We start from the raw sequence: 14,740 nt of genomic DNA, 5'->3' as shown, positions 1-14,740 counted from the left end.
GGAATTAGAATTTTTACTGCGTAATGAAGGCATTAATTCGTCTTACGTTCCTATCGAAAAACTAAATAGACTTACAAGAGGAAATCACCAAGGCGCAGTAGCACAAATCTCACCTATTGAGTTTCAAAATATAGATGATTTAGTAATGAGCACAATAGAATCTGGCAAAGCGCCACTTTTCCTTCTACTCGATCAATTAAGTGATGTTAGAAATTTTGGAGCTATTGTTAGAACGGCTGAATGCACTGGTGTTTCTGGTATTATTATTCAAAAGAAAGGTGGTGCACCTATTAATGGAGACACCATTAAAACAAGTGCAGGAGCCATTTTTAAAATGCCAATTTGCAAAGTAGACCACATAAAAGATGCCGTTTTTCATATGCAATCTTCTGGTATAAAAGTAATAGCAGCAACTGAAAAAGCAAATGACTTTTTATTTGATGTATCGTTTAAAGAGCCTTGTGCTATTATAATGGGATCTGAGGGAAAAGGTATAAACCCATCAGTTTTAAAAGTGGTAGACGAACATGCTAAACTTCCAATTTTAGGTGAGATAGAATCCTTAAATGTTTCTGTAGCTTGTGGAGCCTTTTTATACGAAGCTGTAAGACAACGGTCCTAGTTTGTATTCTCAGTCTCAGTCCCAGTTTTCATTTGCAACAATCTTTAGATTTTTTTTAGTCTTCTCGTTTCTTAAAGACATATCTAATTGTTGGTGCTTGACTAATTTCAGTTTCAGGTTCAAATTCCTCCTCATCCTCTGGTAATTTTTCAATAAAATTTCCATCTTCATCAAAATGGCGCATAAAAGGATCGTCCTCTTCATTGTAATCTGGTTCTTCCCATTTATAGCGCTCTGGTTTAGCAACTTGTTTTCTAAATACTAAAGCAAAAACGAGTCCTGTTAGTAATCCACCTAGATGTCCTTCCCAGGACATACCATCTTTTATCGGAAAGACATACCAAATCATACTTCCATACAAAAATATCACCATTAACGACAAAGCAATTAATCTATAGTGTTTAGCGAAAATGCCTTTAAAAAAAATAAAACTTACCAAAACGTATATTAAACCACTAGCCCCGATATGATTGCCTCTGCTACTAATTAACCATGTCAATAATCCAGATATTATTATACCATAAAGTATAACCTTCCAGGCAATTTTTTTATAGAAATAGAATAAGGCAAGTGTTAATACAAAGAGTGGAATAGAGTTATTATATATATGGTCTATGTCTGCATGTAAAAATGGGCTTGAAAATATCCCTAGCAAACCGTCAAGCTTTTGAGGTCTTATTCCAAATGACTTAATACCATAATCTACACGAACCTGATACCAAAAGACCAACCAAACTGAAAACAGAATGATTAAAGGATATAGAATTACACTATTAGAATATTTGAATTGTTGTTGTGCAGACATGCGACTCTTTAAATTGCTAATTACTCAATTTTCTAACCAAATTTTTACAATATGAATAATTGTCATGCTAAATTAGATTGAGAGCCACAGCAGATTTTAGAACAGGTCATGTGTTCTACTAAGGTATTTATAATAACCTTACAGGTCAAGGACGTAGCTATATTACAGCAGAAAATGGTAGAGGATATTTTATATTCCTAATTCAACAGTAGAAGGATCTGGTGTTCCCAACACTAGTGTATTAACAGGTCCTTCTTATGGTGGACCAACACCTTATGCTCAGTATCAATCCTTTGTGCAGAGTGGTGATTTTTCCGGTGTAGATGAGAACTTTGTAATAGATGCAACAGCATTTAAATTAAGAGAGGTAGCACTAAGCTATACGCTTCCAAGTGAATGGTTGGAAAATCTCTTTATTAATGGAGCATCTATAGGTATTAGTGCAAGAAACTTATTAATAGTATTGCCTAAAGAGAATAGGAGATACAACGATCCTGAAATAGGTTCTGGTATTGGTGGATACGGTCAAACACCGCCTACCAAATTCTACAACTTTAATGTAAAACTTAATTTCTAAAAAACTATGAAAAGTATAAAATTCAAATCGATCTTATTTATACTAGCACTCATCGCAGTCTCTTGTGAAGATGTACTAGTAAATGAAGACCCAAACGGTGTTGAAATTGATGAATTACCACCAGAGATAATAATGCCAGGTGCACAAACGGTACCAGCAGCCACTTTTATTTCAACAATGAATGGCCTTGGTAACTTAATGGTTGCTACATGGTCTGGTAATGCACAGCAAGTACAAGCACCATATTTTACAGAATTCCAATATCAATTTTCAACAGATTTCTATGATGGTATATGGGACAGCTTAATGGCACGAACTGGTAACTTAACGACTATTATTAATAACCAGAACGCTGGCAATTATGACTATTATAAAGGTGCTTCTTTAATTTTGAGAGCCTTTTATTTTCAATATTTAGTAGATTTATATGGTGATATTCCATTTACTGATATTCATCAACGTGCTGATTTATTATTTCCTAGCTACGATGAGCAAGAAATGGTGTACATGGATCTAATCACTCAAATTAATGAAGCAATAGACCTTATAAATAATACAGATACTAATTCTGTAATTTCTATGGGCACAAACGATGTTATGCTGAATGGTAATTTGGACAAATGGATAAAATTTGCCAACACCATAAAATTAAGGATGATTGTTCGTATGTATGATTATGCACAATCTAATCCAGGTGCTCAATCTTTTGTTAACGCAGAAATAGCAACATTAAATTCGGCTGAAACAACCTTCATCGGATTCGGTGATGATGTAACTATTAATCCCGGCTATGCAGATACTAATAATCAAATGAGTCCATTCCCAAGTACATATGGTTATAATCCTAGTGAGTTTGGCAATGCAGGAAATGTAACATTTGGAAATCTGGCTACAGGACCGACAACATTCTTAGTCGATATATTAAATGGCACATCTACAACAATACCAGACGGAAGATTAAATAGACTATATGCATTACGAGGAGGGCAAACAAATATTCAAGGTAATACACAAGGAGGAGAAGGACAACCTTCAAGACTTGGACCTGGTTTATTGATTTCGCCGTTGCAAGATGGCTATATAATGACAGCGTCTGAGGCTTTATTTTTACAATCTGAAGCGGTATTCAAAGGAATTTTAAAAAGTGGTGATGCTAAAGGATTATTCCAACAAGCCATAAGTGCTTCATTCAGTAGATTAGGAGCAGATATTTGAAATTATCTTAATGACTGTGATGCAGTTTCCGGAATTGGATGGGATGGATCAGCAGATAAATTAGAAGCTATTATAACTCAGAAATGGATAGATTTAGGTGGTACCAACGGTATTGAAACCTGGATAGAGTATACTAGAACTGGGTATCCTGACAATATGCCATTACCTGATATTACAAATAGACCAAGTAGACCAATTCGTTTACTATATCCAACATCTGAATACTCTGGTAATACTGCTAATGTTACACCATATAACCAGACTGTAGATACAGCATTTGAAACTAATATATTCTGGGATGTTAACTAAAAAAAATATGATTATGAAAAATATAAAACTATTACCATTCCTGCTATTAAGCATGTTAATGGTACTATCATGTGTTGATGACGATGTACAATCCCTAGGAGGAGATTTAGCATCAACACCTTATGTTGTTGGTTTCTCTGATGCCACAACCCAAGCTAGATTTTTAATTGATGGAACTACACAGACTTTAGAAGTGCCTCTAGATCTTATTGGTGGAAATACCTATACTAATACACCTGAGATACAAGTGTCTTATATAATAGATCCTAACAGTACAGCGATACAGGGAACAGATTATACTGTGGTTGATCCTAACCAAACAGTGACCATAGATGCAGACAGAGATTTCAGAATGATTGAACTGAACGTTAATACTAACAATATTGACATCGATCAATCAAAAACTTTAATCCTAAGATTAGCAACACCAAGTATAGGACTTGTCGCTGATCAGTTTGAAGAAATCACGATAGAAATTGTTGGTTTCTGTGAATCTGATTTATCAGGAGCCTATACAAGCAATGAAATTATTTCTGCTGGTGCACCTAATGCAACTATTACCGAAGTTGAGCCAGGAGTATACAGAATTAGTTCAATGCCTTACATCGCATTTGGTGGTGGTGCTGGACCACCAGCTTGGATCGAGTTCTCAGAAATTTGCGGTAACGTTGAATGGGGAGCTTGGCAAGGTGGTACATTAGCAGAAGGAAGTGGAACTGTAAATGGTAATGGAGAGATTACCTTTACCAGTTTAACGATTTACAATAATAATGTAGCTGATCCTACCGATATTTGGTTCGATTTAGGTGGTTGCACATATACACCAAACTAAAAACAAATAACAATGAAATATATATTTAAAAAATTCAATATAGGTTTTGCAATTGCACTTATGATGTTATTTGCGTGCCAGGAAGACGATTCAATACCTAAAAGAGGTAAACCAACAATTTCAATTACTGAATCTTCTAAGACTCTAAACGAAGGTGAAACTGCAGTTTTTGATTTTACAATAGAATACGTAGTGAACGAGCCTATTTTCATTAGAATAGATGTATTAGATGAAAATGGTAATCCAATTGCAACGACTGAACCTGTTGGTGATCCTAACAGTGGTGATGGGTATGCAGCTATTGTATTAGATGATATTAATGTACCTTATAACAGTTGGTTTGATTCTGGTTTCTTTAGTTATGGCTACTTAGGTGGCTCTGGTTATGTTGCAGAAGTACCTGCATATACGGAATCTTTTCAGTTAAGCATAGACGCATTATTAGATGCTGTAGTAGATGAAGCACCAGAAACTTATACATTCAGACTATCACCTACATCAACAATGGCGGCAGCTATAAACGAGGAAATTTCCATTACTATTAACAACGTTAATGCATGTGCGTGGACTTTAGAAACGTTTGATGCTTTCGGAGATGGATGGAATGGAGGTTTCATTACAGCAACAATTAATGGTGTAGAAGCTACGTATGCAGCATCAGGTGAAGGTTCTACTTTTGAAATAGGAATGGTAGATAATGACGTATATTCATTCACATATACATCTGGTGGTGGTTCTGGCCAGGCACCAGGTTGGGAAGAAGAGAATACCTATATTTTAACAGCACCAGACGGAACTGTATTTTCAGACGATGGAACAGATGGTACTTTAATTGCTGAAGGAGAAATTACTTCAGGTACAAATCTTTGTAATTGATATGTAATTTAAATTTATCCGATTAGGATTATAAATACTTAAACCATCAAGAGTTCACTTTTGATGGTTTTTTTGCATAAAAAGAATTCTTAAATTAAAATTAAGATGAAAATTCTATCTAATTTTACAACATGAATACTCCGCTTGCCGAACGCTTAAGACCAAAAACCCTTGACGATTATATAAGTCAGCAGCATTTAGTTGGCAAAGATGGTATGCTCTATCATCAAATTAAAAGTGGTGTAGTTCCTTCACTAATACTTTGGGGACCGCCAGGCATAGGTAAAACGACTTTAGCAAATATTATAGCAAATGAATCTGAACGTCCATTTTTTAAGTTAAGCGCCATAAATTCAGGTGTAAAGGATATACGTGAAGTAATTGATAAGGCGAAGAAAAGTGGTGGTTTGTTCACAGCAAAAAATCCAATTCTATTTATTGATGAAATACATCGATTCAGTAAATCACAACAAGACTCACTTTTAGAAGCAGTTGAGAAAGGTTGGGTAACATTAATAGGAGCAACTACAGAGAACCCAAGTTTTGAAGTCATATCTGCATTACTATCAAGATGCCAGGTTTATACCCTAAATGCTTTCAGTAAATCAGACTTAGAAGCTTTACTAGAGCGTGCTTTGAAGGAAGATCCTCAACTTTCTAAACTCGATATAAGGCTAAAGGAAACTGAAGTTTTGTTGCGATTATCTGGAGGAGATGCGAGAAAACTTTTAAATATTTTTGAGCTACTAGCCACTTCATTTGATGGTAAAAACATCGTTATCACAAACGACTTAGTTATGAAGCAAGTGCAGAATAAAGCTGCACGTTACGATAAAATTGGTGAGCAACACTATGATATTATTTCAGCATTTATTAAATCTATAAGAGGAAGTGACCCAAACGCAGCTGTTTATTACCTGGCTCGAATGATAGAAGGTGGTGAAGATGTAAAGTTTATAGCCAGACGCCTTTTAATTTTAGCGAGTGAAGATATAGGTAATGCCAACCCAACTGCGTTAGTGATTGCAAATAATACATTTCAGGCAGTTTCAGTAATAGGTAATCCGGAATCGCGAATTATTCTAAGTCAATGTGCAACCTATTTAGCAAGTTCTCCTAAAAGTAATGCTGCTTATGAAGCTATAAACAAAGCACAGCAACTGGTTAAGGAAACTGGTGATTTGTCTGTACCACTATCCATTAGAAATGCACCAACAAAACTTATGAAGGAGCTAGGCTATGGAGACCAATATAAATATGCGCATAGTTACGATAACAACTTTGCTGAACACGAATTTTTACCAAGGGAAATAGCAAACACAACACTTTATAATCCAGGAAAAAACTCTAGAGAAGAGGCTCAACGTGCTTATTTAAGATCACTTTGGAAAAAGAAGTACGGTTATTAAAACGTAATTTCTATAATCTTTTCTGTTTGATTATCTCCAGTATTTTCAGAATAGAGCCATTTATCATTTAACTTAAAAACAATAGCATTTTTATCCTTTACGATAAAGACGTTTTTAGCAGCACTTTGATATAAACTCATTACTACATTACTATCCTTATCTAATAATTGATAGCCATTTTCAGTTACTTTAGCGGTAAAGTTTTGAATAGAAGCTTCATTGGTTTTAACGATTTCTTTGGAAACCTCAACATCTAAGTCTTCAGATCTCTTTTGACTGATTTTTTCAACTTCAGAAGCATCTTTATTCTCTTTTACCTCCTCCATTTTGGGAAGCGGTTTATACTCGTAGTTTAATCTCTCAATAGATTGAAAGGCTTCTCTTAGTGCCATATTGTGCGCTAATTGATGGTTGTTTTCCTTAGATTCACCAACCATTGATTCTAATAGAACACGTCCATTACAATCTTTAATAATAATTTGAAGTTTGGTTTTAAAAAAACCACCTTTGACTTTCTTTACATCTGGGTAAATGGCAAGACATCTATCCTTAAACAAATCATCTGGTAATTGCTCTTCAGTAAAAAAAGTACCAAATCCTTCTCCTTTAAATAATACTCTGGCAAGTGTGTTCAGTCTATATTTATCCTTACCCTTAAGAAATTCATATTGCAGAGGAATTACAGCATATTTATACTGATTCAAATCTGCTTGAGAATTAATCTTAATCGAAAAACAAAATATGATGCTTAGTAATAGTAGTTTTTTCATTTGCATTTTCTTCTAAATGTCTAATCTATAATTATTTAAAACTTAATGATGAGTTCTTTTTTAATTTTTGTTTTGCTACTAGGTTCATAATAAATCCATGAGCCCTTTTCTTTATAAACAATTGCATCCTTACCTTTTACTATATAAATTTGGTCTGTACTTGTGTTGAATAAAATCATGACCACTTTTGGCTCTTTATTTACAAGTTGATAACCTTCTTCTATAGCTTGTGCATATAAAACATCTGTATTTTCAACTTCTTTGGATGTGGTCTTAGTTTCTATGTTATCCTTCTCTACTTCTTGTCCAATACCTTCTGTAGAAGTTTTCTCATCTTCTTTAGAATCGACTTGGGCCTCAGAAACTTCTTCAACCTTATTGACATTTCCATTATAACTATAATCTAAATTTTCAATAGATTTAAAGGCAATTCTAAAAGCTTCGTTATAAGCTCTATCGTATTTTTTTAAACGCGACTCACCGACTTGAGATCTCATGATCTCATTTCCGTCGCAGTCTCTAAGAATAATCTCTAATTTGGTTTTAAATAACCCGCTTTTAGCATTAATTACCTCTACAGTTAAGGCTAAACATCTCGCATTTTTTAAATCATTTGGTAGTTTCTCATCTTCCAAATAAGCACTAAATCCTTGCTTATTAAATAAAAATTTAGCTAAAGAATTTAGATTATACTGATCTTTGATTTTTGAAAACTCAAATTCATTTGGCACTAAAATATATTTGTAGTCATTTAAATCGTTTTGACCATTTGCAAACAGAACACTGTTGATTAAGACTAGTAGAACAATTATTTTTTTAATCATAATTTTAAATTTAAAGATGATTCTCTAGCGCTTTTAAATGTGTCACTCGTTTAAAGTTATGCTTATGAGAATCCTTATAATCAAAATGGATAGTGTCCATTCCAATTTGAGCCGCACCTTCAATATCTGCTTCTAAACTATCTCCAATCATAATACTCTCTTCGGGACGTGCTTTAGCACTTTCCAAAGCAAAATTGAAAATTTTAGGGTTTGGTTTTTTAACACCTACCATTTCAGAATTAGTGACACTTTTAAAATAGTGTTTAATGTTTGCATTTATCATTTTTCGTTCTTGTGCCTCTTCAAATCCGTTGGTAATAATATGAAGCTCGTACTTTTCTCTTAAATAACTCAAAATTTGCTCTGTGCCATCAAACAAGTGATTAAATGTGGTTAAATGATCGATATAAGCAATCGCTAAATGATTGATCATATCATCTTGTACCCTAATCTTAACCGCATCAAAAGCCTCTCTCAATCGTCCATAACGCAGTGCCGGTTTTGTAACTCTTTCTTCTCTGTATAGTTTCCAATACTTTAAATTTATTGGTTCATAAACTTCTAAAAATGTGTCTAATTGAATTTCGATATTATTGAGCTTAAAAATTCGCTCAAACGTCAAACCTGAGTTTTTGTCAAAATCCCAAAGTGTATGATCTAAATCAAAAAAAACGTGCTTTATATCTTCTCTCATTCTGCCGAATCTAATATTGTATTAAATAATGATCTGTAACCCACCCAACGACTTGAATCACTAAAAGTATAATTATGAAAAACAGGAATAAAAGTACCATTAACTGCTTTAACTTCATCAATTAATTTTTGCAAATGTTCTGTCTTATCTAATTCTGACTGATACTTTAAAAGTGCAAAATCCAGACAGTGATACGGATTAATTTTTAGTGGTGTTTGCACCTCATAATCCAAGTCATAAAATTGAAAAGGTGTGCATGTACCAGCTCTAAATCCTAGTTTATCAATATAACCCATAGTGAAATCCTGATGAATCTCTAATTCTATCAAATTACGATAAGACAAAGGCAAGTTTAATTTTGAAAAGGAATGACGAACCGCTTTTAAATCTGTATTGATAATAGATTCCATCTTTTGCTTTTCCTTTTTTAGAATCTTAATATCATCTAATGAAAAATAAGACGCTTTTATGCCAACATCGCAATAATCTGCAACAGACTTAATTAGCGACACAAATTCTTTCTTATTAGTATTGATATTTTTATCATAGGTAGAGTAATCTCCTATTAAAAACAATACCATAAACTTGTCTTGGCATTGTTTTTGCTTAGTGATAATCCATTTAAATGTATCATATGGGTCGCGCTTAAAACCCATTAAAACTAAATAGCGCTGGTACAACTGTCTTAATTTAAAGCGACCAATATCATTTAAAGTACCGCCAATGGTTCGCAATAAGCCTTTTTTCCTAAAATAATATGCCATGGGTACATCTATCACTGGCTTTATGGTGTAAGATCTGCTATTAAAAACAAAATTAGGAAATTTCTTTTGTAATGCTTCTCTTAATTTGTAGGCCCAAATATCTACAACAGGTTGATTTAAAAAACGATTCTTATATGCCAAACTTTCTTTAGCTATAAATCTGCCATACTCATCTTTAACGTGTGGCATGTACTCTTCGTACCTACTCAATAAATAAAACGAGGCAGCAAAAATATCGAAGGGCAAATGACTTCGTTCCCCTGCAGCAAAGAATCCTTTTGTGTTGTCCCAGTCTTGAACATTAATATCCAAATCTGACAATCCTTGCTCAAAAAGTAATTCATTACTTCTAACAAAAACCTCATTACTTAAGGGTTGTTTTGTGTAAGACATTTTAAGACTATCATGAGCAATAAAATCCTCTACTTTTGATGTAAACTTTACGTCCAATCCTAATATACGTTTACAAATGTGCTTAAACGTATAAGTTAATCGTGGTGTTATTTTATGGGTATAGACTAATAGCATTATAGTAACTCTTCATCTGCAAAACTAAAATACGCTTTCTCTGTTATAATAAGGTGGTCCAGAACTTTTATGTCTAAACTTTGAGCGGCAATTTTTAATTTTTGGGTAATACCTTTATCTGCATTACTGGGTTTTAACGTACCAGATGGGTGATTATGACAAAGGATCAATGCCGTAGCACCAACCTCCAATGCGTTTTTTAGTACTAATCGAACATCTACTAATGTTCCTGTAATGCCGCCTTTGCTTAATTGATTCTTTTGAATGATTTTATTAGAATTATTAAGATATAATATCCAAAATTCTTCGTGAGGTAAGTCACCTAAAATAGGTTGCATAACATCAAACACAGAACGACTCGATGAAATTTTATCTAGCTGTAATCCATCTTCATATCTTCGACGTCTTCCTAATTCTAAAGCTGCTGATATCGTAATAGCCTTAGCTTCACCAATGCCTTTAAACTCCATTAATTGTTTAATAGACAACTTCCCTAAAGCATTGAGATTATGATCTACACTAGCTAAAATACGTTTACATAAATCTACGGCACTTTCTTCCCTACTGCCAGAACCAATCAATATAGCAACCAATTCTGCATCACTCAAAACAGCTTTACCTTTATCTCTTAGTTTCTCTCTGGGTTGGTCATCTTGTGACCAGTTTTTAATTGAAAATGACGTCTGTTTTTCTGACATGGTCTAAAGATAAAAAATTGTAATTTTAAGCAACAAAAGAAATGAATTATTATGCAATCTATTTTTGAAGAAAATGCTTATCATGAAATTAAGAGCCGTATTGCTAAACTAAATGAAACCTCAGCAGCTAATTGGGGAAAATGAAGGTAGGACAAATCATTTGGCATTGCCAAGGTCCATTAAATATTATTTTAGAAAAAGACGATTATGGTATGAAACCTAGTTGGATTGCCAAATTATTTTTTAAGAAGTCGTTATACAATGATAAACCCTGGAAGAAAGGACTACCGACTGCAAAGTTTTTAAAGACTAGGTCTGATAAAGATTTTAATAACGATAAAGAGAAGCTTGAAGCTCTTATCGACGAAACTTATGCGCAAAAAGTTAAGACCGAGTGGAAGCCTCATCCAGCATTTGGTTATTTTACAGCAGAACAATGGGGAAAAATGCAGTACAAGCATTTAGATCATCACTTAAGACAATTTGGAGTGTAATGAAATACCCTCCCAAACATCATCAAGACAACGACATTAATCATATGATTGATGTTATTAAAACCTACCCGTTAGCTACAATAATTTCAGTAAAAGACAATCAACCTTTAATAACGCATTTACCTCTCATTTATAAAAACGAGAAGCTAATTGGGCATATAGATATTTATAATCCACAAGCCAAACTTCTAAAAAATAATAAAGACGTCACTATCATATTTACTGGACCAGAATGTTATATCTCGCCTAGCATCTATTCTACCAAACAATTACCAACGTGGAATTATATTAAAGTTCACCTCAAAGGCAACGTAAAAGGGATAGATAATAAAGCGGCATTAAAACAGTCCTTAATAACTATGACGGAATTTTTAGAGGCTCCAAACCATAAGTATGTTTTAGAACCAGACAATCCACGTTTAGATGCCAACCTTAACTATATAGAGATGTTTGAGATCACTATAACAAATTGGGAGGGTAAGTTTAAACTCTCACAAGACAAAAAGCCAAGTGATACAAAAGCTGCTCATGAAGAATTGGAGAGAGCGAACCAAGAAAGTATAAAACTATTTTTAGATAAAGTGTTTTAAAAAACAGTAACTTAGAAGAACAAAAAAATTAGGGTTATGAAAGACATTAAAAAAGAAGATATCAATCAAGACGTATTCGATTTATACGATGACTATGCGCATAATAAACTTAACAGAAAACAGTTTATTGAAAAACTAGGTTTATATGCCGTTGGTGGCTTAACAGTGTCATCACTTTTAAGTATTATGTCACCTAATTATTTAGACACCCTGTTAGTAAAACCAGATGATCCAACTTTAGATTCTAGTTATATAACCTATGCATCTCCAAAAGGTGGTGGTACAATTAAAGGATTACTATCGCAACCTAAGGCTAACAAAACTAAGTTACCAGGTGTAATTGTCGTTCATGAAAACAGAGGTTTAAATCCATATATTGAAGATGTTGGCAGACGTACAGCAAAAGAAAACTTTATTTCTTTAGCACCAGATGCGCTTACTCCACTTGGTGGTTATCCAGGTAACGATGATCAGGGTAGAGCATTACAAAAGCAACGTGATAGAAATGAAATGCTCGAAGATTTTATTGCAGCGTATAGGTATTTGAAAAATCACAAAAATTGCGATGGTAATGTCGGAGTCGTTGGGTTTTGTTTTGGTGGATGGATCTCTAATATGATGGCAGTACGCCTTCCAGATTTAGGAGCTGCGGTACCCTATTATGGACGACAACCATCTGACGAAGATACCGCAAAAATAAAAGCTCCGCTTCTACTCCAATATGGTGAATTGGATACTAGAGTCAATGCAGGCTGGCCTGACTTTGAGAAAGTACTAAAAGCAAATAACATTGAGTACACGGCATATATTTACCCAGAAGTCAATCATGGATTTCATAACAACACTACTCCTCGATATGATAAAGAGGCTGCGCAACTATCTTGGGAACGTACAATTGCGTTTTTTATCACTCATTTAAAAGCTTAAATATCGATTTTAAGAAAGAGACCTATTTTAACAATACATTTAAACAAGAGAATTTTTCATTTCTGTAGTGCTCATGTATTGGTTCTTTTAACAGTTTATCTCATTTCTAAAACTATCTTAGTCGCCTAAAAAATACAGAATATTTACATGAAGAATTTTTATACATTACTTTTTATTTTAATGACAATCAACGTTTTCTCTCAAAGCTTACCCATTGATTTTGAAAACGACATTACAACAACAGATTTTGTTGATTTTGACGGAGGAATTGCCACAGTAACGACTAACCCTATGCCATCGGGAATTAATACTAGTAATTCTGTTGCTCAAATCGTGAGAGATGGTGGTGCCATATTTGCGGGTAGTAAGATTATATTAACTGACAATCTTGACTTTTCTGTATTAACAAAAATATCAATGAAGGTATATACCACGGCTCCAATCGGCACAACGGTTAAGTTTAAGTTAGAGGGATCGGCACCATCAGTTGAAGTTGACGCTTTCACAACGGTTTCAGGTGCTTGGGAAACTTTAGAATGGATTTTTGTAGGCACACCAAACAATCTTAATCAGATTGTTTTTATGTTTGATTTTGGAAATTTAGGCGACGGTACGACAAACTCAACATTTTATTTTGACGATATTGAACAAGTCTTAGGACCAACCGCACCTGTACCAACATCGCTTCCTGTAGATTTTGAAACAGATATTGTTGATACTGACTTCTTAAATTATAATGGAGCTACAGCTAGTGTTATTCCAAATCCTCAAGTCGATAGCGAAAACCCAAGTAGTACAGTTGCTCAAATTATTAGAGATGGTGGTGAATTTTGGGCTGGAAGTAAAATCTTTCTCGATAATCCAATTGATTTGTCAACCGAATGGCAAATATCTATGAAAGTCTATACAACAGCGCCCATAGGTACACGAATTAAATTAGAATTAGAAAACACAGCTGGAAGAACAAACTTAGATTATTTAACGACGACATCTGGTACATGGGAGACGGCCACCTGGAATTTTCATGGTCAAGCCAGTGATTACGATAGAATTCAATTTATTTTCGATTTCGGAAATGTAGGAGATGGGACAGCAACTTCAATATTTCTTTTTGATGATATACAGCAAGAAATTGGGCCAGCAATTCCAGACCCAGTGCCTACCACTTTACCAATTGATTTTGAAACCAATGTTGTTACGTCTGACTTTACCAATTTCTTTGGTGCCGTAACAACTGTCATCTCAAATCCACAGATAGATGCAAACAATCCAAGTGAAACAGTTGGACAATTTCTAAGAAGTGGTGGTGCAGGATTTATGCGAAGTAAGTTGACATTAACTGCCCCTCTCACAGATATGTCTACTTTTGGAACGATTTCTATGAAAGTATATACGGATGCACCAGTAGGCACCATTTTGAAATTTAAGTTAGAAAATATCGTACCAAATGCCTTTGGTAAGGAAGAAGACGCCTTAACCACAGTGTCAGGAGAGTGGGCAACCTATACATGGGACTTTTCAAACGCAGACAGTCCTATTTACGATGTACTAACACTTATGCTTGGCTATAACGGACCAAATGATGCATCGGCTAATGCCACGTTTTTGTTTGATGATATCGAAATAGTCGCAAATTTAAGTGATGGGAATGAAGAAACATTAAACATGGACAATGTGTTCATTTATCCTAACCCATCCAAAGATATCGTCACTGTAAGTTCTAAAAACAAAAACTTAAAAAGCATTACCCTTTTTGATATCCTTGGCAACCAAATTCTTTTTCTTCAACCAAACAGCAAAAAGATA

At 34.2% G+C, this 14,740-nt stretch carries 14 protein-coding genes and 2 pseudogenes; 10 read left to right on the top strand and 6 right to left on the bottom strand.

Features of this window, described 5'->3' with window-relative positions; genetic code table 11:
• A partial coding sequence (rlmB, locus tag ACTG3Y_RS11330) for a 23S rRNA (guanosine(2251)-2'-O)-methyltransferase RlmB (RefSeq protein WP_439153035.1) occupies window positions 1–622 on the top strand: 622 nt, incomplete at its 5' end.
• 55 nt (window positions 623–677) lie between these two features.
• Here the strand turns inward: rlmB and ACTG3Y_RS11325 are convergent.
• A complete protein-coding gene (locus ACTG3Y_RS11325) occupies window positions 678–1,427 on the bottom strand; it encodes a rhomboid family intramembrane serine protease (RefSeq protein ID WP_439153034.1) in 750 nt (249 codons plus the stop codon).
• A gap of 295 nt (window positions 1,428–1,722) precedes the next feature.
• On the opposite strand from ACTG3Y_RS11325, the gene ACTG3Y_RS11320 reads away from it, so the two are divergent.
• The 5 genes and pseudogenes from ACTG3Y_RS11320 (at window position 1,723) to ACTG3Y_RS11300 (ending at window position 6,645) form a co-directional block, all read left to right on the top strand.
• Window positions 1,723–2,004: a hypothetical protein gene (locus tag ACTG3Y_RS11320; RefSeq protein ID WP_439153033.1), complete on the top strand. Its 282-nt coding sequence runs from the start codon at window positions 1,723–1,725 to the stop codon at window positions 2,002–2,004.
• 6 nt (window positions 2,005–2,010) lie between these two features.
• Window positions 2,011–3,528, top strand: a pseudogene (locus tag ACTG3Y_RS11315) (SusD/RagB family nutrient-binding outer membrane lipoprotein).
• Window positions 3,529–3,541: 13 nt separating this feature from the next.
• A complete protein-coding gene (locus ACTG3Y_RS11310; RefSeq protein WP_439153032.1) occupies window positions 3,542–4,360 on the top strand; it encodes a hypothetical protein in 819 nt (272 codons plus the stop codon).
• 12 nt (window positions 4,361–4,372) lie between these two features.
• Window positions 4,373–5,236, top strand: coding sequence for a hypothetical protein (locus tag ACTG3Y_RS11305; RefSeq protein WP_439153031.1), 864 nt, complete (start codon window positions 4,373–4,375; stop codon window positions 5,234–5,236).
• 131 nt (window positions 5,237–5,367) lie between these two features.
• A complete protein-coding gene (locus ACTG3Y_RS11300) occupies window positions 5,368–6,645 on the top strand; it encodes a replication-associated recombination protein A (protein ID WP_439153030.1) in 1,278 nt (425 codons plus the stop codon).
• Here ACTG3Y_RS11300 and ACTG3Y_RS11295 read toward each other — a convergent pair.
• From ACTG3Y_RS11295 to radC, 5 genes are read right to left on the bottom strand one after another with little or no spacing between them, the layout of a single operon-like run.
• Window positions 6,642–7,415, bottom strand: a complete 774-nt coding sequence (locus tag ACTG3Y_RS11295; protein ID WP_439153029.1) for a hypothetical protein — start codon at window positions 7,413–7,415, stop codon at window positions 6,642–6,644. The genes ACTG3Y_RS11300 and ACTG3Y_RS11295 overlap by 4 nt on opposite strands.
• Before the next feature lie 35 nt (window positions 7,416–7,450).
• Window positions 7,451–8,239, bottom strand: a complete 789-nt coding sequence (locus ACTG3Y_RS11290; RefSeq protein WP_439153028.1) for a hypothetical protein — start codon at window positions 8,237–8,239, stop codon at window positions 7,451–7,453.
• Between the two features lie 10 nt (window positions 8,240–8,249).
• Entirely contained in the window at window positions 8,250–8,933 is a 684-nt protein-coding gene (locus tag ACTG3Y_RS11285; RefSeq protein ID WP_439153027.1) for a YjjG family noncanonical pyrimidine nucleotidase, read from the bottom strand.
• A complete protein-coding gene (locus ACTG3Y_RS11280; protein ID WP_439153026.1) occupies window positions 8,930–10,225 on the bottom strand; it encodes a polysaccharide deacetylase family protein in 1,296 nt (431 codons plus the stop codon). Before ACTG3Y_RS11280 ends, ACTG3Y_RS11285 begins: the two co-directional genes overlap by 4 nt.
• Window positions 10,225–10,923, bottom strand: coding sequence for a RadC family protein (gene radC, locus ACTG3Y_RS11275; protein ID WP_439153025.1), 699 nt, complete (start codon window positions 10,921–10,923; stop codon window positions 10,225–10,227). Before radC ends, ACTG3Y_RS11280 begins: the two co-directional genes overlap by 1 nt.
• A gap of 140 nt (window positions 10,924–11,063) precedes the next feature.
• On the opposite strand from radC, the gene ACTG3Y_RS11270 reads away from it, so the two are divergent.
• The 4 genes and pseudogenes from ACTG3Y_RS11270 to ACTG3Y_RS11255 all read left to right on the top strand — a co-directional run.
• Window positions 11,064–11,417, top strand: a complete 354-nt coding sequence (locus tag ACTG3Y_RS11270; protein ID WP_439153024.1) for a DUF1569 domain-containing protein — start codon at window positions 11,064–11,066, stop codon at window positions 11,415–11,417.
• On the top strand, window positions 11,417–12,007 hold the full coding sequence (locus tag ACTG3Y_RS11265; protein ID WP_439153023.1) for an FMN-binding negative transcriptional regulator: 591 nt from the start codon (window positions 11,417–11,419) through the stop codon (window positions 12,005–12,007). The genes ACTG3Y_RS11270 and ACTG3Y_RS11265 overlap by 1 nt, the downstream gene beginning before the upstream one ends.
• A 36-nt stretch (window positions 12,008–12,043) precedes the next feature.
• Window positions 12,044–12,934, top strand: a complete 891-nt coding sequence (locus ACTG3Y_RS11260) for a dienelactone hydrolase family protein (RefSeq protein ID WP_439153022.1) — start codon at window positions 12,044–12,046, stop codon at window positions 12,932–12,934.
• 147 nt (window positions 12,935–13,081) lie between these two features.
• Window positions 13,082–14,740 (top strand): annotated as a pseudogene (locus ACTG3Y_RS11255) (hypothetical protein); the annotation flags it as partial.

The organism is Winogradskyella sp., assembly GCF_965656915.1.
Taxonomy (GTDB): domain Bacteria; phylum Bacteroidota; class Bacteroidia; order Flavobacteriales; family Flavobacteriaceae; genus Winogradskyella.
This window is presented reverse-complemented; position numbering and strand designations above follow the sequence as displayed.